Consider the following 25,798-nt stretch of genomic DNA (forward strand, 5'->3'; position numbering starts at 1 on the left):
GACATAGCGCGGCGTCCGGCTCGGAACGGGCTCTCGTTGAGCGCAATGCCCACGCATATGCGCCGGGTTAAACTCCCTTGTCATTCACGACGCGCTCCGTCGTAGCAGAAATCGGAAGATAAATGTGCGGATTTGCCCCACGTGGGTTACGTCGGTTTCGCCCGCACGATGCTAAGTTGCCGCCGCCGCGAAAAACGATTCGTCGGCTGCTCACTGCAACTCAAAACCTGGCGGAGGGAAAGGAAATGACCAATCAGTTCGCTCTGAAAAGGCGCGTCGCGCTCTTTTCGATCGTCGGCGTCCTCGTCGCATCGCAGGCCATGGCCAGCACTCTGACGCAGAACGTCTCGTGGACCATCGATCGCTCGGGTACGACCACCAAGTACCGCATCACGGCGTACGGCGACTCGATCTATGCCGGATACAACGGCTCGATCACCAGCGCCGCGAAGAACGCCGCGACCACCGTCGATGCCGAGTACCTGTCTGCCCTGTGGAACGCGGACATCGAAAACGTCCGTCGCTGCAAATCCGGCGCGATCGCCTCGGACATCTACAACAACAAGATCGTCTCCGAGCGTTCCTACATGCAGTCGACGAACACTCGCGTCGTCACGTTCGAAATGTGCGGCAACGACGGCCTCCAGGCGCGCAGCAGCTTCAAGGGCCAGACCGGAACCTGCAACTACGGCGTCATGGATACGGCGCTGAACAACTGCACGACATACCAGAACGCAGCGATGTCCTACATCAATGCGAATGCGTACGCGGGAACCACGCTGAAGGTCGTCGCGAATCTGTACTATCCCGGCTACAACGCCGACAACGTGCTCAGCTCGTGCACCGACGCCACGACGGGCGCAAAAGTGAACCTCAGGGACAAGTTCCTGCCGTACATCGCGAAGATGAACTGGCGGGCCTGCAACACGGCGGCCAGCTACGGTTTCGCCTGCGTGGACGACTTCGCCGAGTACATGGGTGCCGACTACGACAGCAACGGCGACGGCCAGATCGATTCGGCCGCGCTCCAGTACGTGCCCGGCGAGAGCGAGTCCTCGTACGTCACGCGCATCACGTCCACGCTGAAGTCGACGCTGCGCGACGCCAACACGCACTTCGCGACCTCCTCGACCAGCTATGACTACATCCAGTCCGACGATACGCATCCCACCTACAACGGCGGGACGGTGACGGCCGGTCTGTTCGGCGGCACGACGGGAACCGGCGCTGCGCGCTACACGTCGTTTACCGGCGGCAAGAACCCGATCTGGAACCAGTACGGCCACGAGCGCATGGGATGGGCGCTGTCGACGAAGAACCCGGCAACTCCGTAAGGCAGACCTTTCGGATCAGTGCTGGTGGGTTCGTCAAAAGCCCCGGCCGGATCATCTCCGGCCGGGGTTTTCTTCGTGGAGGGCGGGCTGCACGCGCATCATGGCCTGTAGACGCAAAGCGGATCTTCGCCGAGCGGATCGCCCGTCGCTGCAAACGCACGCCCGCGCGACCCGCCGCAGACTTCGCGATACTCGCACGCACCACAGCGTCCACCGAAAGACTCCGGCCGGCGAAGGTCGCGCATCAGCGGCGACTCGCGATAGAGCGAGAGCGCGTCGGTTTCGCGCACGTTGCCGATCACGATCGGCAGGAAACCCGACGGCATCGCATCGCCGCGCGCGGACAGGAACAGGATGCCGTTGCCGTCGCGCATTCCGGCGCCGGGAACCGGCGCGTCCGGACCAAGGCCGCGCATCTGCAGCAGCACGCGCCGATACATCGGGGCTTCGGTCGCTGCGACGACGAAGCCTTTGCTTCGGCCAAGCCGCACGGCCCATCGCAGGAGCGTTTCGGCCTGTTTCGCAGTGATCTGCGGCAGCGTGCTCCCGCGGCCCGTCGTGACCAGAAAGAACAGGCTCCAGCGCCGCGCGTGCATCGTACCGACGCAATCGCAGATGGCCGGCATGTCCGACAACGTGTCGGCGGTGACCAGCGTATTCACCTGCAGGGCGATGCCGGCTTCGGAGACATGCCGGGCTGCTTCCATCGTACGATCGAAGCAGCCAGCGATGCCGCGCATGCCGTCATGCCGGCGAGCGTTGGAGCCGTCGAGGCTGAGCGACATCGCTCCGACGCCTCGCGCAGCGAGCCGAAGGATCACTTCGCGGCTGAGCTTCGGTGTCGCACTGGGCGCGACGTCGACGTGAAGACCGAGCGCGCGCGCGTGATCGAGGATTTCCCAGAAGTCGGGTCGCTCGAGAGGATCTCCTCCGGTCAGCACGACAACCGGCGCAGGGCGAGCCGCCGCGAGCGAGCGCAGCACCGCAAACGCTTCGTCGGTGGTCAGCTCGTCCGGCGAGCGATGATGCACGGCCTCGGCGCGACAATGCCTGCACGCCAGGGCGCATGCGCGCGTGAGCTCCCAGTACACGCGCCGCGGCGAGTCGTCGTAGCGCGTGCGCGCTTCGGCCTGGTCCGACGGATGGCCGCCAACATGTCCAGAAGGATGTCCACAAGGATGGCCGCCGCCATGCGGATGGCCTCCAGGGCTGGCTGGGGTCTCGAGATTCGTCACATGCATGTCGTTCGCCTTTTCGGAGTCTGCGAATGCAAGATGCTTGCCTGTTGCGATCGCTCGTATTCCGGCTCGGACATGCGGAGAATCCCGCGTGTTTACGGCACGCCGCGTGTTCGCGGTTCCCGAATCGGGAGCCGGACGACCCGTTTTTCGCAGCGACGGGAAAGCTCGCGCCAGCCGACGTCGAGAAGCGCCATGCTTCCGCACTTGTCCGCGCCGAGTTGCCATGGCCTGAACATTGCTCGGCATCAGCGCTGGTCGGCACCATGACATCAACGCGTGATTCCGTTCGAAGCCCGGCTCGAATCGAGGAAAACCAATGAGTCAGATTACTGGTGGAGAGCTTCTCGTCCGGTGCCTCGCCAATGAAGGCATTCGTTTCGTTTTCGGCCTGCCATGTCCGGAGGTGGATCCGATCCTGGCGGCGCTCGAAGCCCACGGCATCCGGCTCGTTCCGGTTCGCCATGAGGCGGCCGGCGTGCACATGGCCGAGGGGCTGTACAAGACAACGGGGCAGGTTGCCGTCGTGCTCGGCAATCCCGGCCCGGGTTCAGCCAACCTGCTGCCGGGCGTGATCACTGCGCGTCACGAAGGCGTTCCGGTGCTGGTTCTGACGGCCCAGCACCGCCTCGGCATCGTCTATCCGTCGACGCCCGCGACGTTCCAGGGGCAGGACCAGCTCGACGTCTTCAAGCCCGCGGTGAAGTGGGGCGGTCCGATCTTCGAGTGGGGCCGCATTCCCGAGCTGACTGCGCTCGCGTTCCGCGAGATGTGGTGCGGGCGGCCGGGGCCGGTTCAGCTCGAGATCCCGGCGCCGGTCATGTACGCGACGGGCGAGGAATCGTCCGCACGAATTCTTCCGCCGTCTGCCACACGCGCTGCGGGTCCGGAGGCTCCCGAGTCGCGGCTTCGCCACGCGGCCCGGCTTCTTCACGAAGCGCGCCGTCCGGTTCTCGTTGCCGGCAGTGGCGTCGATCGCGCCGGTGCCAATGCGGCGGTGCTTGCGATCGCCGAGCTTCTCGGTTGTCCGGTGCTTACGACGATGGCCGGACGCGCGTCGTTCCCCGTCGATCATGCGAACTGGCTGCACGGCTACGGACCGGCGGGCGATCTCGCGCGCAAAGAAGCCGACGTGATTGCCGTGCTCGGCTCGCGCGTCGGCAACCTCGATCTTCCGTACGACAAATACTGGGGCGATCCCGCCACGCAAAAGCTCATCCACATCGACATCGACCAGCGCAGCGTCGGTGTGTCGCGCCCGGTCGAGCTCTCGATCGTCGGCGATCTCGCCGGCGCGGCTCCGGCGCTGCTCGACGAGCTGCGTGCGCTGCGCAGCAAGCCGAACGGATCGGCCGACATGCACCGCTACCACAGCGTGCAGGACGAGTGGCGGCAGCAGCAGATGGTTTCCATCGCAGGCTGGCAGGGGCCGGGCATCCATCCCGCGCACGCGATGCTCGCGATCGGCGAGGCGTTCGGCCGGGACGCGGTCTACGTGACCGACGGGGGCAACACTTCGCTGTGGGCTCACTCGATCCTGCCTGCGACCGGACCGCGCTCGTACCACAGCATCCTCGAGCTCGGCATGCTTGGGACGGGCATTCCCTCGGCGATCGGAGCGAAGCTCGCAGCGCCGGCGCGGGATGTGGTGTGCGTGACCGGCGACGGAGCCGCAGGCTTCCATTTCATGGAAATGCAGTCGGCTGCGCGCGAGAATCTGAAGATCACGACGATCGTGTTCGCCGAAGGCTCGTGGACGATGGAGGAGCCGAACGAGCGCATGCTCTACGGGCGGACGTTCGGCACGGCGATGGGAACCGTCCGCTGGGACAAAGTCGCCGAAGGCCTCGGCTGCGCAGCATCGTACGTGGAGAAGATCGAAGACCTCGCGCCGGCTCTCACGGCGTCTCGTGGCGCGGACGGGCCCAGCGTCGTCTGCATCCGCAGTGACCGCGACGCGAATCTTTCGATCCCGCAGGAGATGTTCGGGCGCTTCTTCGAGGTGTATCAGGGGCCGGCGGCCTGACTACCGGTTGCCGCGGCCCGTTTCGTTCCAATGCAGCGTATCTCCCAGCTCCAGTCGCTTTCGCACGACCATCATCATGCTCTCGTGCTCGCGCGGCGTTGCAGGGTGTCCGCTTCCGCCGCAAACGAACAGCGTACGCACGAGGTCTGGGAGCAGGTTCGCGTAGTGTTCGCGAGAGATCTCGAGCCGCATTTTCAGATCGAGGAAGCCTGCCTGCTTCCCGCGCTCGAGCAGGCCGGCCAGCAGCCGCTGGTCGACAGGATCCGCGTCGAGCATGCGGCACTGCGGGATCTTGCCGGCATCGCGTTTGCGAGCGCCGGCGAGGTGGAGCGATTCGGCATCCTGCTCGACGCGCACGTACGGTACGAAGAGCGCGAGGTCTTCGAAACTGCGCAGACGTGTCTTTCGGCCGATGCGCTCGAACGAATTGCCGAAGCCTGCCGGAACATGCCGCGAGGCGTGGCCGGCTGATGCTGTCCGGGCGCGAGCGCTCGCCGGTCTGTTACGGCGTCTTCGCGCTGTACTTCGTCACCGAGTTGACCGTGGGGGTCGGGAACGACGCCGACCAGCAGGCCGGCGACGCGGTGCTGCGAAGCTCCATGACGATCGGACCTGCCGCGTTGAAGAATGCCGTGCCGCTCGCGGGCGCGGGCATCGGAAGGCTCAGGCCCTTTGCAATGACCTGGATCTTGGAAGAGCCGGCCGCGCCGGTCTTGATGCCGATCTTGGTCACGCCGTCGGACAGTCCTTCGGAGTCCTTGTAGCCAAGGCCCTTGGGATCCTTGTTCGACCAGTTCTCGCTTGCGGGAATCGTAAGCTGCGTCGCCAGGAACTGACCTCCGCCAGAAGTGTCGTACACGCAGAGATAGTACGTGGTGTTCGAGAACTCGGGATCACCAAGGTCGATCTGCGTCGTTTCCGGTCCGCCGCCGAGCTTCCATTTGATCGAGTCGTTGAAGTCGTCGGCGCTGTCGGCGACGATCACCGACGATTTCGTGCCGGTGCCGCAGCTCGGATCGGCGGTCGGCTGGCACGGACCCGCGCAATCGACGACGGCCTGCAGGGAGACGCCCGTCGTGAACGGCGCGTGCGGTACCGGCGGTCCGACGCAGGCAGGACAGGAGTTTGTGCCGCTGAGACCGATGGCGCGGCGAAGGGCGCTGAGTGCGTCAGTGGACGTGATGAGTCCGTTGTTGTCGGTGTCGCATTCACACGGCTGGCAGATTACCGACGGGTCGAGGGCTTTGCGCATGATGACCCAGGCGTCCCGCGAGTACGGCGGAGACGTGCCCGTCGTCGGCGCGCCGCACAGGTTCGCATTAAGACCAGCACCGGTTCCGAAAGTTGTGGAATCCGTTTCGGTCACGACGAAGTCACTCGCCACCGGAACGTCAGGACCACTGTAGCTGCAGTGACCGATGCTCGTCGGGCCGTCGATCCCGATCGCACTATTGAAGATGCCCCAGTGCAGGACCTTGGGACCGCCCTCGTCGTTCTGCTCGGAAACGGACTGGTCGACGTCCGTCGTGCAGTCGACGTTTCCGCCCAACCCGACGAAATGTCCCGACGTCGCCGAATAGTCGGCGTCGAACTGAAGGGATCCGAGCGTCGTGTTGGTCTGGAGAACGAAACTGACCTCGCACGAGACGGCGGCATTTGCGCGCCCCGGCACGCCCGCGAAGGCACAAAGAAGCGAGAAGCAGGCCGCGGCGAGGGCGGTCGAGCTGGTTGGTCTGGAAAGTTTCATTGGGTCCCCTTTTCGACAGCCGGAACCGCGTCCCGGCGGCCCCCATCTGCGTCAATGCGAGCTGCCTTTTGATGCACCGTGCAGGCACTGTCAACGCGACTGTCACTGACAGCGATTCATATTTTTTTATGGATGAATTCAGCGCATTACGTTCACCAGTTCGCGGGCTTCGTGCGTCGCGGATTCCAAGGCCGGCGGCGGTCGACCTGCACGCGAGATGCGTCGAGTTTCCCGGCTGTTGCGGCCCGGCGCGCGGCGTTCCTTCAGCGCACGAAAGACCGTAAGGTCGCTGCGGCGGCGCCGGCTGGGCCGGCGCCGGATCAACATGAACGTTCGATCACAGTCATCGCGCGGTGCGGCATAATCGATGAGCGCCGGGCCCCCGCTCCTCGAGCTTCCCGCATCGACCGTCGTTGCCGGCCTCGCGTGCGATCTGCTGGACGACGCCGCTCGCGCGATCGCCCGCCTCGCCGATCGGCGCGACACCGAGGCGATGCACGATTTCCGCGTCGCCATTCGCCGCCTTCGCAGCAGCCTGCGCGCATACCGGCCGTGGCTGCGCAGCGCGGCCAGCCGAAAGATCCGCCACGGCCTTCGCGACATCGGCGACGCGACCAACACCGCGCGCGACGCGGAGATTCAGATCGCGTGGCTCGAAGTCGCCCGCGGATCTCTGTCGCGAGGAGAGCGCTCCGGGCTCAACTGGATCGTCCGGCGTCTGCGCGAAACCCGCCGCAATGCGTACGCGTCGGCGCGCCAGGACGTTCGCGAGAGTTTCGAACGCACGGCGGAAACTCTGCGTGCGCGTCTCGCAGAGATGTCCGGCGACTCGCCCCCGCTGCGGGCGCCGCTTGCCGCGCTTCTCCGCGAGCATGCCCACGATCTCGCGAAGCGACTCGGGTCCATCCGTTCGCCGGGCGACAAGAAGTCCGTTCACGAAGCGAGAATCTGTGCGAAGCGCCTGCGCTATCTCCTCGAACCGCTCCGCCGCGAAACTGCGGACGCGAAGGCTCTGGTTCGCAGCTTCAAGGCGATCCAGGACCTTCTCGGCGAGCTGCACGACGTGCACGTCCTCGAGGCAACGCTCGAGACGGCGCTCGACGAAGCGTCGCGAGAGAAGGCGGCGCACCTTCGCCAGCTCGCGTTCGCCGGCGACAAGTCGGTCCTGCAGCGCGAACGGCGCCGCGATGAGCGGCTCGGGCTCGTGTCGCTTGCAGCCAGGGCGCGCACGCAGCGCGACGAGCTCTTCGGCGTGCTCGAGAAGCAGTGGCTGGCGAGGCGCGCAAAGGACGTGCTTCACGAGGTCAATCGCTTTGCCGATGCGCTCGCTTCTGCTGACTCGGGGGACGAGAAGCTGCCGGTCGAGCGCGAACGAAAGTACCTGCTTTCGACGTTGCCGCCGCTCGCGTCCGAGTCGCCGTCCGCAGAGATCGAGCAGGGCTGGCTCCCGGGAAAACAGCTCCGCGAACGCATCCGGCGAATGCGCGACGACGGCGGCGAACGCTATTTCCGCACCGTCAAGCTGGGCTCCGGCATCGAACGCATCGAGATCGAAGACGAGACGACTGCGGAGGTGTTCGCAGCCATGTGGCCGCTGACCCGAGGCTGCCGGATCGCGAAGCGTCGCTACCGCGTTTGCGAAGGCGATCTTGTCTGGGAGATCGATCGATTCGCCGATCGCGACCTCGTGCTCGCGGAAGTCGAGCTGTCCTCGGCGGATCAGGAAGTCGGCATTCCCGACTGGCTCACGCCGTTCGTCGTGCGCGAAGTGACCGACGAAGCGGAATTCCAGAATCTGTCGCTCGCATCGCAGGCGGCGTGAGCGGGAAGCGCTGCGCGCCAGTGCGCTGTTCGCGATCGATCCGCGCTCAGTGCGCAGGCATCGTCTGCGCGAGCGGCGCCGGCGAGCGCGAGTAGATCCGGTCGCCCTGGTTCGAGCCGTCGGCGTTGGCGGTGTTGCCGGCTGCGAAGAAACCGATTGCGCCAGCCGAAGCCGCCGGAGCTTTCCAGTCGAAGCTCCACGACGTGCCGCCGGCCTGTCCGATCGCAGTGCCGCCGTAGCTGTGCTCGATGTACGAACGCGTGCCGGTCATCGCCGAAATCACCTGCGTCTTCTGCGGATCCGTGACGACGAACTCCCCGGCGCCGGCGCCGTCCTTCATTGAGACGGCGGTCATCTGAAATCCCCAGCGAAGCACCGTCTTGTCCGTCGACGCGAGCTTGACGGTCAGCGTGTACGAATGACCCGGCTCGTACTCGGCCGGTACGCCTTCGACCGCCAGAGCTCCGGTCGCGTCGGGATCGAGCGCAAACGAGTTGTGACACTGGATGCAAAGGCCTTCGGCCGGCTCGCTTCCGAACGCAGGCACGCCGGTGGTTGCAGGCTGCGGGCCCGCGGACGCTGCGAACGATTGCACAGCCGAGAACGTGATGATGGCGGCCACGGCAACGGCGAGCGCATGCGGCGCGAGCAGGCGCGCACGCATCGGCATCGACTCGTTCCGCGGCTCAGTCACGCGCATCTTCGTCCGCCGGCAGCGACTCGAGCCAGCGCTCGAGCCCTGCATGCCGATCGCGCACATCGACGACGGCGCCGCGTCGTTCGAGCTCGAGTCCGATCCTCGACGTATCGCCGGAGTCCTCGATCACGATGTGGATTCCATCCATGCGCGCGAACGGCGGCGTCCAGCCGTCGATCGTCGGAGACGACAGGCGCACCGTGTGAGCCCCGACCAGACCGTCGGGCGTGAACAGCGAAAGCACGATCGCCAGCACGGCGCCCTGTTCGTCGCCGGCAAGGACGAACGGCCGTCCGATCCCGCGCACGAACGCCTCGACCTGTGCGAGCGCGTCGCCGAAGCTCGCGGCCTCGGGCCGCGCCGGATCGTCGCCGAGATACCACGAGAAGCCCGCGTAGGCCGCGACCGAGCGCAGGTTGCTCTGCATCGGATTGCACGGGCGTGCGGCGCCGAGCGCGACGATGTCGGGCCCCGCGCCGAAGCGGAGCCGCACGCGTTCGGTCTCGGAAGCGGCGTCACCGCCGCGGGCGTGAAGCGCAACCACGAGCGGCAGCCGCGCACCGCAAGCTCCGTCTACCCGTGCGGTCACGAGCGAACAGGAGTCGCCTGTGTCATCGATCGCGGATTCGGCCATCCGGGAAGTGTTCAGTCGAGTTCCTTGACCGGCGCCGCGGCTGCGCTCTTTGCGGCGAGATATGCATACGTCATCGCCGGGCCGAGCGTGCCGCCGCCGCCGTAGTAGTAATGACCGGTCGGCGACGAGATGCAGTTGCCCGCGCCGTAAAGGCCCGGAATCGGCTTGCCGTCGGTCGAAAGCACTTCGCCGAGCGCACTGATCATCGGACCGCCGTTGGTGTCGAGCGTTCCCGACGCGAGGATGATCGCGTACAGGCGGCTTGCCGGATCGAGCGGATGCATGGTCGGATTGGGCGTCTTGCCGAGCGCGTGGGTGGTGCCGGGATTCGGGTACGACCACACGTGCGAATGCCACAGCCGGTCGTAGAGCTTTTCGCCGCGATGAAAGTCCACGTCGGCGCCGCGCGCGGCGAATTCGTTGAATCGCTTGACCGTCGTCGACAGCGAGCCGGCGAAGTTCTCTTCGAGCTGCACGTGACCGATTTTCGGCGCCAGTTTCGCAAGACGCTGGTTGATCGCGACCTCGAGCTCGTTCGCGTTGGCGCCGGTGACGACGTACGGCGCCTGCGTTCCCGGAGCCGGGATCGGGAAGCGCCCGCCGTAGAGCTCGGCGCCGCGCTGGTCGTAAATCATGAACAGCAGCATGTTGATCCATTCGTGGCGGGACGGATCCCACGCGAAGTGGATGCGCGTGCGTTCGTTGTAGTTTGCGGTTTCGTTGACGACGCGGCGGCCGAGGCGATTGACGAGGATCGTCGAGTCGCCGGGCGGCATGAAGACGTCGTCCGGCGTGCTCGAGAACTGCAGGGCCTGCTCGAGCACGATCTGCGCGCGCCACGCCGAGCTCATGTTGCCGAGGCGCGCACCCGCGGCCGCAGCGATGTAGACGAAGTCGCCTTCGTTGGTCGGCACCGCGCAGCCGCCGAAGACCGGTCCCGGCTGGAACTGCTCGACGAGGTCCGGATTCTGCGTGAAGCCGCCGCTTCCGAAGATCACGCCGCGGCTCGCGCGGATGCGGATCGTCGACTTGTCGATCTTTTCGGCTTCGACGCCGACGACTTCGCCGTGCGAGTTGCGAAGCACGGCCACCACGCGATGGCCCATCAGCACGGGGATCTGGCGCTTGTCGATGGCTTCCTTCAGCTGGCGGACCATCTCGGCGCCGAGGCCGAACGAGCCGTCGGGCTTCTTCGACCACATGCGGCGGTCGATCGGCTCCTTGTCGTCGACCGATTCGTCGAAGTAGTCGGGCATTGCGCCGAACGGCTTGTCGGCCGGCATCGAGACGAGCGCGCCGAGGCGCTCGAGCTCGTCGACCATCGTCGGGCCGTTGTCGTAGAGCGCGGCGAGCAGATCGTACTCGTGCTGGGCGAGGCCGAACGGTGCATCGCCTTCGCGAAAGCGCGTCGGGTACGAAAAGCGCGCCATCTTGGCGATCGTCTGTTCGCGTGGACCTTCGACGCCGCGCTCGCGCAGGAAACGGTTGTTCGGAATCCAGTAGACGCCGCCCGACTTGGACGTGGTGCCGCCGAACAGGAGCGCTTTTTCGACGAGCGCAACCTTGGCTCCGGCTTCGTGCGCGAAGATCGCGGCCACCGAACCGGCGGCGCCGCTGCCGACGACGACGACGTCGACTTCCATGTCGAACTTCGGCGCGTCCTCGGCGCGCGCATCGCGAACGCCGGGAAGTGTGGTCGCTCCCGCTGCGGCTGCGGCTACGCCGGCAAGGCGCAGGAACTCGCGGCGCGAAACCCGGCGTCCGGCGCGGCCGGTGCCACTGTCGTCACGATTGTCGGTGCTCACGATGCTGTCAGGCTGCGGCGGCCGCCCAGTCCTTCGAATAGAACTGCTTGGTCCACTTGCGGTACTCGCCGATCGGGCCGTCCGACTCGCAGAGCGCGGGACGGATCTGGAATCCCTTGTGCTCCCAGATGCCGAAATCCTGCTGGATCGCCAGCGACTGGTCGTCCATGTAAGCCTTGAGCAGCGCGCGGGTTTCTTCCTCGGTTCGGCCGTCCTTCTTGCCGATCACGCCGAAATGGATGCGCGTCGTCGTGTCGTCGATCGGGGTGAGTCCGGCCACGATCACGGTCGTGAACATCCCGGTGTAGAGCAGCCAGTCGAATCCGAGGCCCCAGTTTTCGGCCTGGATGCTGAACTCGTCGCTGACGCCGCCCATCGTCTGCACGTCCTTGCGGGTCCAGATCGCCCACTTGAACATGCGGTCGTGGAACTCGTGGCTGCGGTTCTTCGGTGCGTCCATCAGATGCACGAAGTTGAAGTGCGGCCAGTCGATCGCGTTCTCCATGATGTCCTGCGGATGCGTGCGGACATCCCACGAGTACTTGTCGTAGCTCGACGTCCAGTCGTCGGCGCCGAACTGCGGGATCACCGGGATCTCGAAATCGGGCGCGAGTCCCTGCTCGTGATACCAGACGAAGATGAGACCGTTGCGCTCGAGCACCGGATACGCGCCGGCCTTGGCCTTGGCCGGGATCTTGTCGGTGTACGGGATGTGCTTGCAGGTGCCGGTGCTGTCGAACTGCCAGCTGTGGAACGGACACGCGATGTTGTTGCCTTCGACCTTGCCGCCGTAGCCGAAGTGCGCGCCGATGTGCGGGCAGAACGGTTCGAGCGCGCCGACGTTGCCGTCATGGCCCCGGAACAGCACGATGTCGCGGCCGAGATAGTGCACGGTCTTGACCTCGCCCTTGGCGAGCTCGTCCGAATAGCAGACCTCGTACCAGCTGTTGGGGATTCCGAACGGAAATCTGGGCATGGCGGACCTCCTGACGCAGGGCGAAGTCGACGCGCTTTTCCTTTCCAGTGGCGAAGCTGTCGCCCCGGGCGGCAGGCGACGATCTCGCCCGCCAGGAAGCGCGGTTCGGCCCCATATAGAACGTGTTCCATTGTCCGTGCAAGGGCACGTCCGTGCGGCTAGGATGCCGCGATCGGGTCTGTCGCGGACGAAGCGGCACAGTCCGCGCTTTTCGCGGGACTTCACGTTGAACCCCGGGGCTGTTCCCGGTTCCGGATCCTTAAGGGAGGCAAACGATGGAAGGGCGGCTGACAGGAAAGGTGGCGGTTGTAACGGGCGCGGCGTCGGGGATCGGAAAAGCGACCGCGCTCCGATTCGCCCGCGAAGGAGCAGCCGTGGTCGTCGCCGACATCGACGAGACGCACGTCGCCAACGTTGCCAGACTGATCCGCGACGGCGGCAGTCATGCCGTCGCAAAGACGGTCGACGTATCGGTCGCGTCCGAAGTCGACGCACTGGTCCGCGCTGCGGTGCGCGAGTTCGGGCGTCTCGACATCATGATGAACAACGCCGCGGCTCCGCACGGCGCAGCGGTCGCCGATACTACCGACGCCGACTGGCGGCGCGTGATGTCGGTGACGCTCGACGGCGTGTTCTACGGAGTGCGCGCGGCGCTCAGGTGCATGATCGCGCAGGGATCGGGCAGCATCCTCAACATCTCTTCGGGTGCCGGTCTCGGCGGCGAAGTCATGCTCGGTGCGTACGGCGCGGCCAAGGCGGCTGTCATCAACCTAACCAAGACGGCGGCGGTCGAGAACGCGGCGAGCGGCGTGCGCGTCAACTGCATCTGTCCGGGACCGATCGCGACGCCTCCGCTGGCGGCGTGGCTCGGCGCGATTCCCGGCGGCGCCGAGCTGTTCGCGAAACAGATTCCCGCCCGCCGCATCGGCGAGCCGGAAGAGATCGCCTCCGTCGCGACGTTCCTGGCTTCCGACGAGGCTTCGTACGTGACCGGTGCAGTGGTCGTCGCCGACGGCGGCGTCAACGCCCGCACCGGCACTCCGCGCTTCGACTGAGGAGATCAAGGTCAGACCCCGATTTCCCGAACCCGGTGTCTGTCGCCCGAAATCGGTGTCTGTCCCCGATTTCCCGTAATCAGTGTCTGTCCCCGATTTTGTCCTGCGGGAGCGTTCGTGCGAGAGGACGCGGCATGAGCTACGAAGACATCCTGGTCGAGCATGCCGAAGGCACGGCGTGGATCACGATCAACCGCGAAGACAAAGGCAACGCGTTTCGCGTGCGCACGCTGCACGAGATGATCGATGCGCTCGAGGTCGCGCGCCGCGACGCCGATGTCCGCACCGTCGTTCTTACCGGTGCCGGTGCGCGCTTCTTCTCGATCGGCGGCGATCACGACCATTCCGGCGAGCCGCACGACGACCGCATCCACTACGGCAACATCTTCCCCGTCGTCGACCTGTACGACCTGATCGACAAGACTCCGAAGCCGGTCATCGCAATGGTGAACGGATTTGCCGTCGGCGGAGGCAACGTGCTCGCGCTGATGTGCGATCTTACGATCGCGTCGTCGACCGCGACGTTCCGCCAGGTCGGCCCGATGATGGGCAGCTTCGATGCGGGCTTCGGCACCTGGTACCTCGAGGAAGCCGTCGGCCGCAAGAAGGCCAAGGAGATCTGGATGCTCAATCGCAAGTATCCGGCTGCCGACGCGCTCGCGATGGGCCTGATCAACGAAGTCGTCGCGCCGGACAAACTTCGCGAGCACGTCATCTCGGTCTGCGACGAGCTTGCCGACCGCGGGCCGCAGGCGCTGGCCGCCGTCAAGTCCTCGTTTCACGCACGACACAGCGGCGTAGCCGGACTGTCGCGCGTATCGCTCGACCTGCTGACGCCCAACTACTACCGCAGCGAAGAAAGCAAGGAGCTTGGCCGCGCGTTCGGCGCGAGGGAGAAGCCCGACCGCGGAAAGTTCTACCGATGACCGCATCCTGGCGCGGCGGGCCGGTGTTCCTGCTCGTCACGCTGACGCTCGTCAACACCATCAACTGGGCCGACCGCCAGGTGGTTCCGATCCTGGTGCCCCAGATCAAGAACGAGCTCGGTCTTTCCGATACCGAGATCGGCATCATCAGCGGAATCGCGTTCTCGCTGATCTACGCGGTCTCCGCGTTCGTGTTCGGCTTTCTCGCCGACAGGAGCTCGCGTCGCAACGTCGTGCTGTTCGGCCTCGTCTGCTGGAGCGTCGCCACGCTCGCCAGCGGCTTCGCCAACGATTTTGCCGGGCTGTTCACCGCGCGTTTTTTCACCGGCCTCGGCGAGGCGTCTCTTTATCCGTGTGCGATGTCGCTACTGACCGATGCGTTCACGGCCGAACGTCGCGGGCGCGCGATCGGCCTGTTCGGTGCGTCGACGGCGCTCGGCGGCGGACTTGGAATCGGGCTCGGCGGAGCGCTCGTCAGCTGGCTCGGCTGGCGCAACGTGTTTTTCCTCTACGGCTCGGCGGGGCTGCTGGTGCTGCCGCTCCTGCTGCTGCTGCGCGAGCCTGAGCGCGACACGCCGAAGGCCGACATCGTGCACGAGCCGGCCTTGCGTATCGTTGCGGGAGCGCTCGGCGACGTGCGGCTGCTCGCGATCTGGACGACCGGCGCGCTGCTGATCGCCGCAGCAACCGGTTGGATCACGTGGGCGCCGAGCTACTTCGAGCGCGACCTGCACTTCGACGTGCGTGAGATCGGCGTCGTCTTCGGCATCGCGCAGCTCTTCGGAGGAGTCGCCGGAAGCCTGCTCGGCGGATATCTCGGCGACGTGTTCCGACGGCGCCGCTTCGCCGGGCAGATGACGGTGGCCGCCGTGACGGCGCTCGTTACGGCGCCGCTGGTCGGCGTTGCGCTGGTCGACGACGTTCCCAATGCCATCCTGCTCGGCGCAGCGGTGCTCGGGCCGTTCGCAATCTTCGCGTCGTTCCCGAATCTTCAGACGATGGTCGCCGAGATCGTTCCCGTGCGCCGGCTCGGATTGACGTGCGCCGTGCACGTGCTGTTTCTGTCGGGGATCGGCGCTGCGCTCGGCCCGTTCCTCGTGGGCTGGCTTTCCGATCGCACCGGCAGCCTCCGCATCGCGCTCATGATTCCGCTGGTCTTTGCGGTCGCCGCGGCCATCGGTGCGTGGGTTGCCGAGCGCATCATCCGCGCACGAACTCCTGCTGCGCTGCAATGACGATGCGGATCGAGGATCCCGAGTCCGGCTCTGCGCAAGGACGGCAGCAGCAACTGCAGCAGGAACCCGCACAGGAAGCGCAGCACGCGCCGTGGTCGCGCACGGCGATTCCGCGCTGGGCCGAAGACATCCCCGTGCCGGAGTTTCTTGCGCTGCGCGAGGGGAACGTTGCGGTCATCGTGGTTGCACCGCACGGCGGCCGCCGCATGCGTCCGATCCGCCCCGGCGACAGCGTCAACGACCTTCATACCGCCGCGATCGCGTGGGAGCTTGCCGAACGCCTCGACGCGCACGCGATCGTCAATCACGCGCTGGATCGCAACGACATCGACCTCAACCGCATCGAGCATCTCACCACGCGCGCGCCGGAGTTTCTTTCGCTCCTGCTGTCGTCGATCGGACACGCATCACGCAGCGGCCTGGTACCGATCGTCGTCTTCGTGCACGGCTGGAACATGGTCACGTCGTGCTGCGACATCGGCATCGGGCTTCGCCGGCCTGCAGGAAGGCTCACCGGCCGCTTTCCGACGCTCAGCCGGACGCGCCTCGAGACGACGATCGCCGGCATCGAGCGCGAGCTTTCGGCGCGCGGACTTTCTGCCGATATCGGGCGGCGCTACGCAGCGAGCGGGCGCGACAACGCTGCGCAGCTCTTCAGCGGACGGCACTCGGCGAGCGAGAACCCGGTCGTCGCCGAGCTCGGCATGCTGTCGGCGGCAGGCCGCGTCGATGCCGCTCAGCTCGAGCTCGGAATCTCGCTGCGCTGGCCGGGGCCGCTGCGGGATGCGCTGATCGACGGGCTTGTCGCAGCTCTCGGCGCGGCGTCGCCGGCATTGCCGCGGGAGCCCGATGCGACTCCACCCCCGGAACCCGGCGCGAGCTTGCCGAGCGAAGCGAAAGCAGACGATGCAATGGCGCGCGACGCAAAAACGCGCGTTGAAAAAGCAGCGGTACGCTCAGGCTGGGATCTGCCGGCGACCGCCGGCGACGAACATCCCGACGGCCTCGAGCCGGGTTATTCCCTGCAGGCTGTCCTGGATCCGGACGGAAATGTCGCAACGTTCTGCGGCGTCGAAGCGACCGGCCCTCATTCGATGGTGGTGCGCTTCTCGCTCGTGTCGACCGACGGCTCGATGATGCTGCTCGTGGCCGAAGGAAGCTGGACCGGTGCGCGAGGGCGCTACGAGCTCGACGGATTCTCGTGGCACGCCGGCGACGGCGGCACGCGCATGACGATCCGCGTTCGTGCGCCGGTCATTCGTTACCGGACGCACGAGGCATATCTGGATCTCGAGCGCGGCCTGTCCGGATCCGAGCTCGCCTACGGCGACATCGACCTCGTCTTCGAGGCAACGTCGGGCGAGCACGGCACTCTTCGCGGCACGGTTCGCGCCGGCGACATCGATCTGGTGGTGGAGACAGTCGCGTTCTTCGATCGTGGAAGCCGGCGCAGCGAGCCGCCCCGCGAACGGCTTCGCATCCTGGTTGCGACGTCCGCGCAGGAAGTCACGATTGCGCGCAGCGACGAACGGACGGACATGCTGGAGCTCGACCGCGATCACGCGGCATTCGGCACGATCCGGGCGCGAGTGCCGGAGTTGCCGTTTCGCGAAGCCGAAATCGTCGCGCGCGTGCCGGTGTGGCGGCCGCTCGGCCAGGGGCAGGCGTCGCGCTGGACGTTCGGCATCGTGCGCTGCCGCTTCCAGGACGACAACGGCGAGACGCGCGAGCACGCGGGCCTTTTCGATTCGCTCGAGATCTTTTCGCGGCGGCTTCCGAGCTAGCCGCGACGTCCCGCATCCTGGTCGGAGCCGCTCGCGCGCCGGTCGAAACGGTTAGCGCGCCGGCAGCCGCGTTCGCCTACTTCAGCACCGCGTACGACCACGTCTCGCTCAGCACCGACTTGTCGTTCTTGAGGAACGCGCGCAGCTCGATCGGCGGTGCGATGGTCGGCTTGATCTGAAAGGCGAGGCGCCATCCTCCGGTGTCCGGATTGCGCACCACGTGGTAGTCGAGAAGCTCGGCCGACTGCGGTGGTGACGTCGTGATGACCGGAACCGGCGGCGCCGAGTCGGGCAGGGCGTTGAGCTCCTTTCCGGAAAAATCGAGCACGAAACGGCGGCTTGTTCCTTTCGGACCGCTGTCCTGCCGCGTTGCCACGACGCGCGCGCCGGGCGGCGTCTGCGGATCGTCGGTGTAGAACGAAACCGAATACGAGAAGTCGAGCTTCTGGCCGGGCTGCACGGCCGTCGCGGGCACCCAGTACGCGACGATGTTGTCGACGAGCTCGCTGTCGGACGGAATCTGGTCGAGCTCGACGCGACCGTCGCCCCAGTCGCCGTGCGGCTCGACCCACGTGCTCGGGCGCAGCTCCGAATGCGTCTCGAGGTCCTGGTAATTCGCGAACGCACGATCGCGCTGAAGCAGGCCGAAGCCGCGCGGATTGTGCATCTGCATCCCGCTCGCGCTGATCGTCGCCGGGTTGTCGAGCGGACGCCACAGCCACTCGCCGGCGTCGAAACGCAGCAGCAGCCCGTCCGAGTCGTGCACCTCCGGACGAAAATCGTCGAAATGCCGGCGCGAGTTCTCGCCGAAGAAGAACATGCTCGTCAGCGGCGCGATGCCGAGCTTGCCGATCGGGCGCCGCGCGAAAAGATGCGATTCGACGTCGACCACGGTGCGCGCCCCCGGCCGGATGTCGAACCTGTACGATCCGGTGATGCTCGGCCCTTCCATCAATGCGAGGACCGTCAGGTGGTCCGCGTTCGGCGCCGGCTTCTCCAGCCAGAACTCGGCGAAGTGCGGGAACTCCTCGCCCGCCGGCTCGACGGTGTTGATCGCGATGCCGCGCGCCGAAAGACCGTAGACGTTGTCGCGCCCGAGCGCACGGAAGTACGTGGCACCGAGAAAGACGATCAGCTCGTCGTAGTACTGCTTGCTGCGCATCGGCGCATGGACGCGAATTCCGGCGTAACCGATGTCGGCCGGAATGCGCGACGCGAAATCGTTCTTGCCGTAATCAAACGATTTGATGTCGAACGGCACCGGCCGCGCGCCCGATTTGTCGAATGTGCTGATGCCGACGGTCCGGTCGTAGTAGAGGCCCGGATGAAAGAACTGGACTTCGAACGGGAGATTCTCGCCGCGCCACAACGACTTCGCCGGGTCGAAGCGGATGTCGCGCCACTGGTCGTACGTGGTCGCGCCGCCGCGATCCGGCGCCAGCATCCATTTGGGAACCTCGTGGCGATGGTCGCGGTATTCCTCGACCGACAGGGCCTTGGCCCGTACGGTGACGTCGTCGAGGGAGAACGCGCGGGCTGCCAGCGGAAAACAGACGGTCGCGGCCAGCGCCGCAAAGATTCGCAGGGGGATCGTCGAATGGGAGCGCATGATGTGCGCTCATGGTGCCGGAGCGACCATGGAAGTCCACACACGTCGCTTCGCGGCTCGGGAGGCAGTTTCGCGCGCCGGGCTTTTCCGGACGCCATCCGCAGGTTAGAACCGCAGGATGAAACCGCTTCGCGCCTTCGCCGTCCTCTTCGGACTGCTCGCTGCCTCGAACTTCCTCAAGCCGATCACCGCCGACGAGCACACGGGATTCGTATTTCTCGGCAGGCGGCTTGCCGAGACGCCGAACCTGATCGCCGGCGTCGCGTTCGGCGTATTCCTTTCATGGTACGCATTGTCGCTGTGGCGCGAGCGGGCCTCCGCTCTTCCGCTCGGGATCGCCTACGCGTGCTACGTGAGCGCCAATCTCTTTCTGTTCACGCTCCGCCAGCCTGCGCCGACCGGAAACGCGCGGCTCTTCGGCGCCCTTTACATGATCTTCGCGCTCGGCGGCGCGTGGGGAGCGGTCGCCGTGATGGTCCGAAGCGGTCTCGGCAATCTCGAGCGCGCTCCCGGCCGCATCCTGCTGCGCTCGTTCGCGCTGCTGTTCGCGCTCATGGCGCTGTCGGATCTGCTCAAGCCCTTTGCGTATACGCCGGAGGTCGGATTCGTTTTCTTCGGACAGCGGCTGGCCGGCAGCGCGAACACGATCGTTGCGCTCGTGTTCTCCGGGCTTCTTGCCGCGTATGCGGTCAGCATCTGGAACGAGAAGCGCCTCGCGCTGATGCTGGGGATCGGTTATGCGATCTACGTCATCGCGAATCTGGTGCTGTGGAACTTCCGCAAGCCCGAGGGCGCTGATGCGCCCCTCATCTTTGCGCTTCCGTACATCCTGAGCGCCGTCGGAGTCTCGAGCGGCGCGGCATACCTTTTGTGGCAGCATCGCGAACGGCTCGATTGACGGACGGCCCCGGCGATCCGTCGGCCGCGCTCTGGAGCGTGCTCGACGATGCCGAGGACGTTCCCGATCGTTTCCCGAGCCCGTTCGATGAGCCTGGGCCGCATCCGCTGGCGCGCCGCGCCGCCGAAATGCTGCAGCGCGAGCTCGATGCCGTCGGCGCGAAGCTCGACCTTCCGGGCGGCGGCAAGATGTTCGGCGTGCTGGTCGCGCGCTCGCCCGACGGAACGATCGTTTTTCTGCGCGCGTTCTCGGGAACGCTCGGCGGGCATTTTGACGTTCCGGGCTTTGTCCCGCCGATCTTCGATCGCGACGCCAGGCTGGCCATCGAGACGCCCGGAGAGCGCGTCGTAAAACGGCTGACGTTGCGTGCCGCCGCGTACGCCGCATCGTCCGAGGTCGCACGGATCCGCGCCGAGGCGGCTGCGGTTGCCGAACGCCATCGACGCGAGCTCGAAGCTCTCCGCCGCGAGCACGCAACTCGCCGGAAGATGCGTCGTGCCCGGCGGCTGCAGTCCGAGATGAACGCCGACGCTCGCGAACGGATGCTCGAAGAGCTTGCCGCCGAGAGCCGTCGCGACAAGCGCGAGCGCCGCGATCTCGAAGCCGCTCATCGCGACGAACGACGCGGCCCGGAGGCTGCACTTGCGCGCACGACCGCGAAGCTCGCCGCCCATGCGCGCCTCTGTGCGATGGTTTCGCGCAGCCTCATGCGGCAGATTCACGACACCTATAGCGTCGTCAATGCTCGCGGCGAGCTGCGTGCGCTGCGCTCGCTGTTTCCGGACGCCGAGCCGCCATCGGGAGCCGGCGACTGCGCAGCGCCGAAGCTGCTCGCCTTTGCTTACGCGAACGCGCTTACACCGCTCGCGCTCGCCGAATTCTGGTGGGGCGCACCGCCGCCCGGCGGCGGGCGCGTCCACGGCAATTTCTATCCGGCGTGCCGCGACAAGTGCGATCCGCTGCTGGGCTTCATGCTGGCCGGCCTCGACGTGCGCGAGCCGCACCTGTTCACGCGGCCGGATGCCGCGGCGCTCGAGCTTCGAGTGCTGTACGAGGACCGGTGGATGGTCGTCGTCGACAAACCCTCCGGGCTGCTGTCGGTACCTGCACGAGACACCGGCGGCACGCGATCACCCGGCAATTCCGATTCGGTCGAGGCGCGGCTCCGTGCGCGCTACGGGGAGCCGGGCCTCACGCTCGTGCATCGTCTCGACCTCGATACATCGGGCATCGTCGTCGCCGCGCGTGACCCGGTGACGTACAAAGCCCTTCAGGAGCAGTTCCGCAGCCGCAGCGTAAAGAAGCGATACATCGCCGTCGTCGACGGTGTCGTTCACGAACGGTCGGGCCGGATCGATCTTGCGATCCGCGTCGACCTCACCGACCGGCCGCGCCAGATCCACGACCCGGTGCACGGCCGCAGCGCCGTTACCGAATGGCAGCTGCTCGCGCACGAGCCTGGCGGCTCGCGGCTCGCGATGTTCCCGAGAACCGGCAGGACGCATCAGCTTCGCGTGCACGCGTCGCATCCTCTCGGCATCGGCCATCCGATTGCCGGCGATCGCCTGTACGGCCGCGAGGGCGAGCGCCTCAAGCTTCACGCCGAATCGCTCGAGCTCGTGCATCCGGCAACGGGTGAGACGATCCGCTTCGAGAGCGCAACGCCGTTCTGACGGGCGTTTGGCGCCGCACCGGAATGCAGTAGAAGCGCCGCGGTGACGGAGATCCGCATCGAAGGCCGCTGCGACGCGCGTTTCGAGCCGGTACGAAACGCTTTCGCCGCCAACTTCGCCAAGCACGACGAGCTCGGCGCGGCGGTTGCCGTGACGGTCGACGGCCGCGAGGTCGTCAACCTGTGGGGCGGATACGCCGACGAAGCGCGCCGCCGGCCGTGGCAGCACGACACGCTCGTCAATGCGTTCAGCGTGGGCAAGGGAATCACGGCGCTGTGTCTGCTCGTGCTCGTCGACCGCGGCCTCGTCGACCTCGATCTGCCGGTTTCGTACTACTGGCCCGAATTTTCCGAAGGCGACAAGGACTTCATCACCGTTCGCCAGGTGCTCAGCCACCAGGCCGGCCTTCCGGCCGTACGCGAAGCGCTCGCCGCCGACGCAATGTTCGACTGGGACTTCATGACCGGCGCGCTCGCTCGTACACGGCCGTGGTGGAAGCCCGGCACGCGCCACGGATACCACATCAACACGTTCGGGTTTCTCGTCGGCGAGATCGTTCGCCGCGTGAGCGGTGCGAGCATCGGCACGTTCCTTCGCGAAGAGCTTGCCGGACCGCTCGCGGCGGACTTTCACATCGGGGTCGCGCCGGAAGACGACGCGCGCGTGGCGGAGTTCGTCTGGCTGCCCGAGCTTGCCGAGGTTCCGAGGATCGATCCCGCCAGGCTCACCGAAGACGAGCTGATGGTGTTCCAGTCGTACTTCAATCCTGCGGGCGCGTCCGGACACGGTACCGTCAACCGCGTCGAGTGGCGGCGCGCCGAGTATCCGTCGACCAACGGTCATGGGACGGCGCTCGGAGTTGCGCGTCTGTACGACATCGTTGCGGCGGGCGGCACGCTCAAAGGCAGGAACCTGATCGGCCACGACGTCGTCGCCGAAGCGTGCCGCGAGCATTCGTCGGGAATCGATGCCGTGCTCGGGCGTCCGTCGCGCTTCGGTCTCGGTTTTCAGCTCACGCTGCCGGAAAAGCCTGTCATACCCAGTCCGTCGGCCGTGCTGCACTTCGGCGCCGGTGGCGCGCTCGGCTTTGCCGATCCGGATGCGGGCATCGGTTTCGGCTACGTGATGAACCGGATGGGGCCGCGCTACAACAATCCGACCAACCGGAACCTGATCCGGGCGGTATACGCGTCGCTTTGAGCCTGGTGGGCATTGCCCGCGTCAGCCGAACGGGCGTACAGTTGTCCGCGATGACGCGCTCAAAGATCCCCGCTGCAATGCTGGCCGCGATGCTGATCGCATCCGTGGCGTACGCCGGCACCACGGCCAGCGGCATTTCCGGCGTGGTGCTGAATGCCACCTGTCCGGGCCCGTGCAGCATCCCGCCGAAACCCTTTCCCGTATACGAAGGCGACAACCTCGTCGTGATCATCAAGAAGCTTCCTGAGCGCACGCTCGTCGCGAGACTGTTCCCGAAAGACGGACACTTCGGCATCGAGGTCGCGCCAGGCCTCTACCGCGTAAAGGCCCGCATCCGCGAGCAAGGCGACTTCTCCTGCTGGGAGGGTTCGAGGCGGAAAGTCGAAGTCCTGGAAGGGATGGTCACGAACGTCCGCCTTCGCGTCACGAACATCTGCGTGCTTTAACGGTGGCGGCGGTCTTCGCCGAGGGGAATCCGTATCGTGCGTTCGCGTCGATGTTCGAGGCTCGGTCTGTCTGCGGCTGTATTCGCGCTGGTGGTCACCGGCTGCTTTCCGCCGCCAGATCGCGGTAAGGCGAAAACAGGCGGCAACGATGCCAATCCAGCAGCCGTCCGCATTGGCAGGATCGATGCGCTCGACGGCAAAGCCGTGCTGATTCATGGCGACCAGCGCATCGCAGCGACGGCCGGCTATCCGGTCATGGCCGGTGACAGGCTCGAGACCGGCGAGGGTGGAAAGGTCCAGGTCACGCTCGTCGATCACTCGGTCGTCGCGATCGGCGGCGGCACGACGATCGAGGTTTCGTCGCTGCTGCTCGACGCCGACGGAAGCCGCACCGGCCGCTTGTCGGTCGCGATCGGAAAATTCTGGCTGCACGTCACGCAGTGGAAGAAAGGGCCGAGCAGCTACGAGATCACGACGCCGAACGCCGTAGCCGGTGTGCGCGGCACGACGCTGTGGGGCGACACCAAAGTCGATGCGATCTGTTCGCTCGACGGAACCGTCGAAGTCCGCACGCTGAAAGACGACGCAGGGCTTGCGCCTGTGGCGCTGACGGCGGGCAATTGCGCGAGCAAGCTGAGCGAAGGGATGCTCGAGCCGCTCGCGCCGAGCAAGGAGACGATCGACGGGTATTTGAAGGAAGTGCTGATTCCGAGTGCGCCGCGGTAATTCCGCACGTAGTGGTCAGCCGCTGTCACCTCGACTCGCAAGCTCAGGCAGCGTGTGGCGGTACGAACGGAAGCCCGCATACATCAGCGCCGTAAGCGCCAGCGCGACGCTCGCCCATTCGCCTGCATATCCGTCGTAGCGGAGTTTCAACTGCTTTGCGCCGGCCGGGATCGTGACGGTCATCATTCGATCGGCGGTCGAAGAAATTGCTACCGGCGTACCGTCGACCTCTGCCGTCCACGGAGCGGAGTTGGCAACAGGCAGCCGGACTCGTGCCGGGCTCGGCCGCTTCTGAAACCTCCAGCTCAGTTCCGTCCAGGTCTCGTTTTTCACGAATGAGATCGCTCCGCCGGCAATCGTTCCCCAGCGATAGCCGGTCGCGAACACCCACCAGTCGCCGTACTGCGCGGCGGGAGGATTTCCGAGGCACTCCTCGACGTGCCGGGCGTCTTCGCCGTCGACGCCGACCATGTATCCGACCGCATAGTCCCTGGTCTGTCGACGCAGATTCTCGCACGGGAGGTCAACGACATTTTCCACGAGGCGACCGTTGTGCACGCTGGCCAGCTCCGCCCCATGACCGCCGATCAGCGGAAGTCGAAGCAACTCGATGGCGGCAACGAGCGCACGCGCGTGTGGCCGCGGCGCCGAAATGGCAAGGGTCGTAACCTGATCGTCGACGTCCGACGCAACCCAGTCCAGAGCGGAGCGATAGTCCTCGACGGACAGGTCTTTTGCAGACCAGTCTTCTTCCCACGTCGATCGAATTCTCTCCGCGGGCGCTTTCTGCATCGGCCACGCACCGACGATTCCGGCGACCGTGAAAGCAACTACGACACCCCTCGCCAGCGATGGAAGGCGATTCCACATCGCAACGCCGAGGAGAGCCGTCCACACGAACGCAAAAGGCAAGGTTCGCAGGTAGATCATGGACACCATCACACGGTCGATTGCCGGCACGTCGATGGTCCACTTGTGTACCGAGACGGCGACGAGCAGCGATCCGACTCCGCACCAGACTGCGAAGCGCTTCCGTTCCGTGCCCGGAGTCCTGAACACAGCGATCCCGATGCACAGAATGATGGCCAGCAGCGTGGGCCACGGCGCCACGAGCGTGCCCGACACCAGCCGCCAGATCGGATCGTCAAGTGCTCCGAAGGACGTGGAGCTTCCTACCTGTCCCCAACCTTGTACGGCGGTAAGAAGCGTGGGCGATGCGATCAGCAGCGCGATTACGCTGCTCATGAACCAGCCTGCGAGTTCCTTGCGCCTCCCGTTCCCGTCGACGAGCGCCAGAAGACCGGCGCCGAGCCACGCAACGGCGGCTATCAGTGCGGTGTGCACGTGGATCAGCGGAATGAGACCGAGCCAGATCGCCGCGCGATCGATGCGGCGCGCGATGATCAGGTCATGCGCGAGCGCAGCGAAGACCAGCGTCCCGACCTGCTGCGAGAGCAGACCGATCACGAACACTCCCTTCAAGCCCGCGCCGAACGTCGACAGCACCGAAAGCCACGCCGCGACGACAAGCGCAGCAGACCAGCCGATGGATCGCCGGACGGCGACAGCGACGAGAATCGGCAGCGCGAAGTAGGTGACAACGGCATAGGCATTGAACAGGCGCGCGAGGTCGACAGGGACGGCCATGCTGCACAGCGCGAGCAGCACATAAGTAAGGTGAGGGTAGAGGAGGAACGGGACGTAGCCCTGAAACCAGTACGGGTCCCAGCCGAGCCGGTGTCCCGAAGGAAGATAAAGGTCGCGAGCGTCCCGGACGCGCAGGTAGTGCGTGGCCGTGTCGGTGGCAGCGGACGACAGCTCGGGAAGGCGGAGGAAGTGGATCAGGTCTTTCAGGATGGGCGCATGGGCAATCAGAACAACGGTGAGGAGACCGATGGCGAACGCCGCCGCGCGAAGGAGCGACTTCCTTGTCCAACCTGTCTGGGAATTGCGGTCCACGGTTCGCC

At 66.0% G+C, this 25,798-nt stretch carries 21 protein-coding genes; 13 read left to right on the plus strand and 8 right to left on the minus strand.

Annotation, left to right across the window (positions count from 1 at the left end):
• Positions 1-245: 245 nt before the first annotated feature.
• Positions 246-1,334: a hypothetical protein gene (locus tag VN634_02100; GenBank protein HXC49654.1), complete on the plus strand. Its 1,089-nt coding sequence runs from the start codon at positions 246-248 to the stop codon at positions 1,332-1,334.
• A gap of 98 nt (positions 1,335-1,432) precedes the next feature.
• On the opposite strand, the gene VN634_02105 is transcribed toward VN634_02100, so the two are convergent.
• Positions 1,433-2,575: a TIGR04053 family radical SAM/SPASM domain-containing protein gene (locus VN634_02105; GenBank protein ID HXC49655.1), complete on the minus strand. Its 1,143-nt coding sequence runs from the start codon at positions 2,573-2,575 to the stop codon at positions 1,433-1,435.
• A 316-nt stretch (positions 2,576-2,891) separates the two neighbouring features.
• On the opposite strand from VN634_02105, the gene VN634_02110 reads away from it, so the two are divergent.
• Positions 2,892-4,598, plus strand: coding sequence for a thiamine pyrophosphate-binding protein (locus tag VN634_02110; protein HXC49656.1), 1,707 nt, complete (start codon positions 2,892-2,894; stop codon positions 4,596-4,598).
• A gap of 30 nt (positions 4,599-4,628) precedes the next feature.
• Positions 4,629-5,069 (plus strand): hemerythrin domain-containing protein, encoded by a 441-nt coding sequence (locus tag VN634_02115; GenBank protein ID HXC49657.1) that lies wholly within the window; start codon positions 4,629-4,631, stop codon positions 5,067-5,069.
• A gap of 31 nt (positions 5,070-5,100) precedes the next feature.
• Here VN634_02115 and VN634_02120 read toward each other — a convergent pair whose 3' ends face one another.
• Positions 5,101-6,345 carry a hypothetical protein gene (locus VN634_02120; protein ID HXC49658.1) on the minus strand — a complete coding sequence of 415 codons (1,245 nt, stop codon included), beginning with the start codon at positions 6,343-6,345 and terminating at the stop codon, positions 5,101-5,103.
• A 367-nt stretch (positions 6,346-6,712) separates the two neighbouring features.
• On the opposite strand from VN634_02120, the gene VN634_02125 reads away from it, so the two are divergent.
• On the plus strand, positions 6,713-8,167 hold the full coding sequence (locus VN634_02125; GenBank protein HXC49659.1) for a CHAD domain-containing protein: 1,455 nt from the start codon (positions 6,713-6,715) through the stop codon (positions 8,165-8,167).
• A 46-nt stretch (positions 8,168-8,213) separates the two neighbouring features.
• Here VN634_02125 and VN634_02130 read toward each other — a convergent pair whose 3' ends face one another.
• Genes VN634_02130 through VN634_02145 form a run of 4 tightly spaced genes read right to left on the minus strand, consistent with a single transcriptional unit; the run spans position 8,214 to position 12,279 of the window.
• The gene (locus VN634_02130; GenBank protein ID HXC49660.1) at positions 8,214-8,861 is read right to left on the minus strand and encodes a choice-of-anchor V domain-containing protein; all 648 of its coding nucleotides are present in this window, start codon (positions 8,859-8,861) and stop codon (positions 8,214-8,216) included.
• Positions 8,854-9,498: a hypothetical protein gene (locus tag VN634_02135; protein HXC49661.1), complete on the minus strand. Its 645-nt coding sequence runs from the start codon at positions 9,496-9,498 to the stop codon at positions 8,854-8,856. Before VN634_02135 ends, VN634_02130 begins: the two co-directional genes overlap by 8 nt.
• A gap of 11 nt (positions 9,499-9,509) precedes the next feature.
• Entirely contained in the window at positions 9,510-11,303 is a 1,794-nt protein-coding gene (locus VN634_02140; GenBank protein HXC49662.1) for an FAD-dependent oxidoreductase, read from the minus strand.
• Between the two features lie 7 nt (positions 11,304-11,310).
• Positions 11,311-12,279, minus strand: coding sequence for a Rieske 2Fe-2S domain-containing protein (locus tag VN634_02145; GenBank protein HXC49663.1), 969 nt, complete (start codon positions 12,277-12,279; stop codon positions 11,311-11,313).
• A gap of 275 nt (positions 12,280-12,554) precedes the next feature.
• Here VN634_02145 and VN634_02150 point away from each other — a divergent pair, with 275 nt between their 5' ends.
• The 4 genes from VN634_02150 (at position 12,555) to VN634_02165 (ending at position 17,279) form a co-directional block, all read left to right on the plus strand.
• On the plus strand, positions 12,555-13,334 hold the full coding sequence (locus VN634_02150) for an SDR family NAD(P)-dependent oxidoreductase (GenBank protein HXC49664.1): 780 nt from the start codon (positions 12,555-12,557) through the stop codon (positions 13,332-13,334).
• Between the two features lie 134 nt (positions 13,335-13,468).
• Positions 13,469-14,260 (plus strand): enoyl-CoA hydratase-related protein, encoded by a 792-nt coding sequence (locus VN634_02155; protein ID HXC49665.1) that lies wholly within the window; start codon positions 13,469-13,471, stop codon positions 14,258-14,260.
• Positions 14,257-15,495 carry an MFS transporter gene (locus tag VN634_02160; protein ID HXC49666.1) on the plus strand — a complete coding sequence of 413 codons (1,239 nt, stop codon included), beginning with the start codon at positions 14,257-14,259 and terminating at the stop codon, positions 15,493-15,495. Before VN634_02155 ends, VN634_02160 begins: the two co-directional genes overlap by 4 nt.
• Entirely contained in the window at positions 15,492-17,279 is a 1,788-nt protein-coding gene (locus VN634_02165) for a hypothetical protein (protein ID HXC49667.1), read from the plus strand. The genes VN634_02160 and VN634_02165 overlap by 4 nt, the downstream gene beginning before the upstream one ends.
• Positions 17,280-17,355: 76 nt before the next feature.
• Here the strand turns inward: VN634_02165 and VN634_02170 are convergent, their stop codons facing one another.
• Complete coding sequence (locus tag VN634_02170) at positions 17,356-18,888, minus strand: glucan biosynthesis protein G (GenBank protein HXC49668.1); 1,533 nt, start codon at positions 18,886-18,888, stop codon at positions 17,356-17,358.
• 118 nt (positions 18,889-19,006) lie between these two features.
• On the opposite strand from VN634_02170, the gene VN634_02175 reads away from it, so the two are divergent.
• The 5 genes from VN634_02175 to VN634_02195 are packed head-to-tail and all read left to right on the plus strand — an operon-like array spanning position 19,007 to position 23,831.
• On the plus strand, positions 19,007-19,786 hold the full coding sequence (locus VN634_02175; GenBank protein ID HXC49669.1) for a hypothetical protein: 780 nt from the start codon (positions 19,007-19,009) through the stop codon (positions 19,784-19,786).
• Entirely contained in the window at positions 19,783-21,459 is a 1,677-nt protein-coding gene (locus VN634_02180) for an RluA family pseudouridine synthase (protein ID HXC49670.1), read from the plus strand. Before VN634_02175 ends, VN634_02180 begins: the two co-directional genes overlap by 4 nt.
• A 42-nt stretch (positions 21,460-21,501) precedes the next feature.
• The gene (locus VN634_02185) at positions 21,502-22,659 is read left to right on the plus strand and encodes a serine hydrolase domain-containing protein (GenBank protein ID HXC49671.1); all 1,158 of its coding nucleotides are present in this window, start codon (positions 21,502-21,504) and stop codon (positions 22,657-22,659) included.
• 50 nt (positions 22,660-22,709) lie between these two features.
• The gene (locus VN634_02190) at positions 22,710-23,105 is read left to right on the plus strand and encodes a hypothetical protein (protein HXC49672.1); all 396 of its coding nucleotides are present in this window, start codon (positions 22,710-22,712) and stop codon (positions 23,103-23,105) included.
• 36 nt (positions 23,106-23,141) lie between these two features.
• Positions 23,142-23,831, plus strand: a complete 690-nt coding sequence (locus VN634_02195) for a FecR family protein (protein HXC49673.1) — start codon at positions 23,142-23,144, stop codon at positions 23,829-23,831.
• Between the two features lie 15 nt (positions 23,832-23,846).
• Here the strand turns inward: VN634_02195 and VN634_02200 are convergent, their stop codons facing one another.
• A complete protein-coding gene (locus VN634_02200; GenBank protein HXC49674.1) occupies positions 23,847-25,790 on the minus strand; it encodes a hypothetical protein in 1,944 nt (647 codons plus the stop codon).
• Positions 25,791-25,798 lie beyond the last annotated feature (8 nt).

The sequence above is a fragment of the Candidatus Limnocylindrales bacterium genome, from assembly GCA_035571835.1.
Taxonomy (GTDB): Bacteria; Desulfobacterota; Binatia; order UBA1149; family CAITLU01; genus DATNBU01.

Excerpts from the sequence above, each read along its gene's own strand:
- VN634_02165 (HXC49667.1), top strand. The coding sequence starts at position 15,492 with ATGACGATGCGGATCGAGGATCCCGAGTCCGGCTCTGCGCAAGGACGG.
- VN634_02160 (HXC49666.1), top strand. The coding sequence starts at position 14,257 with ATGACCGCATCCTGGCGCGGCGGGCCGGTGTTCCTGCTCGTCACGCTG.
- VN634_02120 (HXC49658.1), bottom strand. The coding sequence starts at position 6,345 with ATGAAACTTTCCAGACCAACCAGCTCGACCGCCCTCGCCGCGGCCTGC.
- VN634_02150 (HXC49664.1), top strand. The coding sequence starts at position 12,555 with ATGGAAGGGCGGCTGACAGGAAAGGTGGCGGTTGTAACGGGCGCGGCG.
- VN634_02110 (HXC49656.1), top strand. The coding sequence starts at position 2,892 with ATGAGTCAGATTACTGGTGGAGAGCTTCTCGTCCGGTGCCTCGCCAAT.
- VN634_02155 (HXC49665.1), top strand. The coding sequence starts at position 13,469 with ATGAGCTACGAAGACATCCTGGTCGAGCATGCCGAAGGCACGGCGTGG.
- VN634_02100 (HXC49654.1), top strand. The coding sequence starts at position 246 with ATGACCAATCAGTTCGCTCTGAAAAGGCGCGTCGCGCTCTTTTCGATC.
- VN634_02145 (HXC49663.1), bottom strand. The coding sequence starts at position 12,279 with ATGCCCAGATTTCCGTTCGGAATCCCCAACAGCTGGTACGAGGTCTGC.
- VN634_02105 (HXC49655.1), bottom strand. The coding sequence starts at position 2,575 with ATGCATGTGACGAATCTCGAGACCCCAGCCAGCCCTGGAGGCCATCCG.
- VN634_02125 (HXC49659.1), top strand. The coding sequence starts at position 6,713 with ATGAGCGCCGGGCCCCCGCTCCTCGAGCTTCCCGCATCGACCGTCGTT.
- VN634_02175 (HXC49669.1), top strand. The coding sequence starts at position 19,007 with ATGAAACCGCTTCGCGCCTTCGCCGTCCTCTTCGGACTGCTCGCTGCC.
- VN634_02190 (HXC49672.1), top strand. The coding sequence starts at position 22,710 with ATGACGCGCTCAAAGATCCCCGCTGCAATGCTGGCCGCGATGCTGATC.
- VN634_02170 (HXC49668.1), bottom strand. The coding sequence starts at position 18,888 with ATGCGCTCCCATTCGACGATCCCCCTGCGAATCTTTGCGGCGCTGGCC.
- VN634_02135 (HXC49661.1), bottom strand. The coding sequence starts at position 9,498 with ATGGCCGAATCCGCGATCGATGACACAGGCGACTCCTGTTCGCTCGTG.
- VN634_02115 (HXC49657.1), top strand. The coding sequence starts at position 4,629 with ATGCAGCGTATCTCCCAGCTCCAGTCGCTTTCGCACGACCATCATCAT.